The 3051-nt window shown below is 74.8% G+C and carries 2 protein-coding genes and 1 pseudogene; 2 read left to right on the top strand and 1 reads right to left on the bottom strand.

The genetic code is table 11. The features are described 5' to 3' along the window. Both VR45_RS26705 and VR45_RS50655 read left to right on the top strand, forming a co-directional pair. On the top strand, nucleotides 1-1609 hold a 1609-nt coding region (locus VR45_RS26705; RefSeq protein WP_045942388.1), incomplete at its 5' end, for a tetratricopeptide repeat protein. 92 nt (nucleotides 1610-1701) lie between these two features. After that, the gene (locus VR45_RS50655; RefSeq protein ID WP_353612718.1) at nucleotides 1702-2277 is read left to right on the top strand and encodes a universal stress protein; all 576 of its coding nucleotides are present in this window, start codon (nucleotides 1702-1704) and stop codon (nucleotides 2275-2277) included. 333 nt (nucleotides 2278-2610) lie between these two features. Here VR45_RS50655 and VR45_RS50650 read toward each other — a convergent pair. Beyond that, nucleotides 2611-3006: pseudogene (locus VR45_RS50650) on the bottom strand (acetate--CoA ligase family protein); the annotation flags it as partial. Nucleotides 3007-3051: the final 45 nt, after the last annotated feature.

The raw sequence follows: 3051 nt of genomic DNA, 5'->3' as shown, positions 1-3051 counted from the left end.
CGTCACCGGCGACGGGTCCGCGCCACCCGCACCGGCGACCCTGACCGCCCTGGCCGACGGGCTGAACAGCCTTGCGTCCGTCCTCGTCACCGCAGGCCGGTTCGAGGAGGCGACGGCGCCCCTGCTGGAGGCGGTCGAGATCCATCGCCGACCGGCGGAGCGGGACGCCGTGGGCCTGGCCTACGCGCTGAACAACCTGGGCATCCAGCTGCTGCGCACGGGCCGCGCCACGGAGGCGGTACCGGTGTCGGCGGAGGCGGTCGGCCTGCTCCAGGACCTGCGGGACGGCGACCGCGCGGCCCACCTACCCGCGCTCGCGACGGCACTGACCAATCTGGGCAGCGCCGCGGCCCTGACCGGGCACCTTTCGCACGGGGCCGACCTGGCGCAGGAGGCTCTTCGGATCCACCGCGAGCTGACCGGCGCCGACCGGGAGCAGTACCTGCCCGATCTGGCGATGTCGCTCCTGAACGGCGGCCAGTGGCTGATGGCGAGCGGTGACCCGGTGCGGGCCTTGACCTTCACCGACGAGGCCGTCCACCTCTACGACGAGCTCACCGAGGCCAATCCCACCGCTTACCGCGCCCACCTGGGCAGCGCCTGGGACAACCGCGGCAACGTCCTCGCCCGGCTGGGCCGTTCCGAGGAGGCGCTGAAGGCTACACGTAAGGGGCTGCAGATCCGGGAGCACCTGGCGGACACCGACCCGCACCGCGCGCCGGCCCTGGCGATGTCGCTGACCAACCTGAGCATCCGGCTGTCGCAGGCGCCCACGTCCGAGGACGGCCTCGCACCCGCGCAGGAGGCCGTCCACCAGTGGCGGCCCCTCGCGGCCGCCAACCCCGCCCACCTGCCGGACCTCGCGACCGCACTGTACGCCCTCGACCACTGGCTCACCCGGACCGGTCGGCACGCGGAGGCCCTGCGGGCGGTCGAGGACCGGATCGTGGTCCTGGGAGAGTCCGCGCGGGAGAACGAGTCGCAGCTGCCGGAGTTGGCCGCCGCTCTGCACACCGCCGGCGCCCGGCTCGCCCACGACGACCGGTCGCACCGGGCTGTCGACCACCTTGCCAAGGCGGTGTCCGTCCGTCGACGCCTGGTCGAGGGCGGGACGGCCGCCGAGGCGGCCGCGCTGCTGGAATCGTCGGACCTGCTGGGCGCCTGCCTGGTGGACATCGGCAGGGCGACGGAGGCCGCCCTGATGACCATCCGGTCCGTGGACGCCGTGAAGCGGAACTCCGCCTCCGATTCGGAGTCCTTCCGCCCGTACCTGCTGGACGGGCTGTTGCTGGTCGGCCTTCGGCTGGCGGCGGCCGGCCGGACCGAGGAGGCGATCGCGGCTCTGCGGGGTGTGCTCAAAATGCTCCGGGCCTCGGCCGACGACGACCCCGGGGCCTACGCGGAGCGGTACGCGTTCGGGCTTCGCCACCTCGCCGTGGTCCAGGCCGCGGCGGGCGTCGGCGCGGAGGAGGCGGTGCGGGCCGCCGACGAGGCCGTGGCCATCTGCCGGCGGCTCGCCGCGGACCTGACCGCGGGGACACCCTTTCCGGCGCTCTCGGACGCCCTCGACGCCCGGACCACCGTACTCAGGACACTCGGACGCGCCTGACCGGCAGGGGCCCGCCGCACCGCCCCGACCGCTGACGGACCGGCCGTCCGACCGGCCCGCCGACGTCGCCCACGCCCCGCTCACCCCGAACGATTCACCACCGACCCCGCCCGGGCGCACGTCTCCACGACGCAGGGCAGAACAGGCGCGGGACGGCACACCTGCTGCTGTCCACGCCGCTCGAAGGCGGTTCCCACAAGCACCTGCGCCCACCGGGCGGGCTGGGACGGGTTGCCCTCGGCCGCGCACAGCCAGAGCGTGCAACGCCCGGTACTCGGGTCCCTGAGCGATGTGAGCTCCCCGAGTCGGGCGGTGCCACCGTGGACGCCGTCATCGCCTGGCAGTACCCGGTCGGGTACGGCGTGCCCTCGCCCACGCTCCAGTCCGTCGACTTCGAGGAGAACGCGCGGCAGGCGCTGTCCCGGGTCGTCGGTGAGGTGTCGGCGCAGGCCCCGGAGGTCACGATCCGCCGGCACGTCGTCCAGTCCCATCCCGCCGCCGCACTCCTTCACGCGGCCGACGGCGCGCAGCTGCTCGTCGTGGGCCACCGCGGGCACGGTGGCTTCGCGGGCGCCCACCTCGGGTCGGTGAGCCAGCACTGCGTCCACCACGCACCCTGCCCCGTCGTCGTGGTGCGCGGCGAGCCCGGGTCCGGACCGGACGCGTGACCGACCGCGGTCCGTTCCCGCAGGGCCGGCCTGCACAGACAGGAGACGACGATGGAGCTGAACTACTGTCGGCACCTCTTCCAGGAACATACGCTGCGCAGCGTCACCGCGAACACCCGGGCCGCGGGCCTCGCGGTCATGACGGTGCCGGCCGTGACGGTGCCGGTGCCGGCGGCGGGGCACCGCCTCACCGCGTTCCCGTGTCCCCGGCCGCCGGGGGGCACCGCAGGCGGCGGAGGCAGGGGTCGTGAACGGGCCGGGGTTCGAGGCGGACACGGGCGTCGACGCACACGGCACCGGGTTGAGGTCGGTCTCGACGAGTTCGGGAACATCGGTCGCGAGCCGGGAGAGCCGTGCGAGCACGGAGCGCACGGCGTCGAGATCGACCGCCGGCGTGGCACCTCGACCGGTGAGCAGCGGCGCCGAGCGCAGTTCGGTGACCATCCGCGAGAGGTCGCGCTCGGTGAGCGGGGCCAGCCGGACCGTCCGGTCGGCCAGTACCTCGGCCGCGGTGCCACCGGCGCCGAGGAGGACGAGGGGCCCGAAGACGCGGTCCTGGGCGACACCGGCCAGCAGTTCGACACCGGGAGCGGCCATCGGCTGCACCACCGCCCCCATCAGCTTCGGGCCGAAGGAGCGGACGAAGTCCCGGCAGGCCCCCCGGACCGCCGCCTCTCCGGCGAGACCGGTGCGGACCGCTCCGGCCGCGCTCGCCGACCGACCGGTCACCGACGGCGCCGGCCTCACGGCGGCGGACCTGGACCGGGTCGACAG

The sequence above is a fragment of the Streptomyces sp. NRRL S-495 genome, assembly GCF_000966955.1.
GTDB classification, from domain to species: Bacteria; Actinomycetota; Actinomycetes; order Streptomycetales; family Streptomycetaceae; genus Kitasatospora; species Kitasatospora purpeofusca.
Note: the sequence above shows the minus strand (reverse complement) of the source record. Positions and strands in the feature narration are given on the sequence as shown.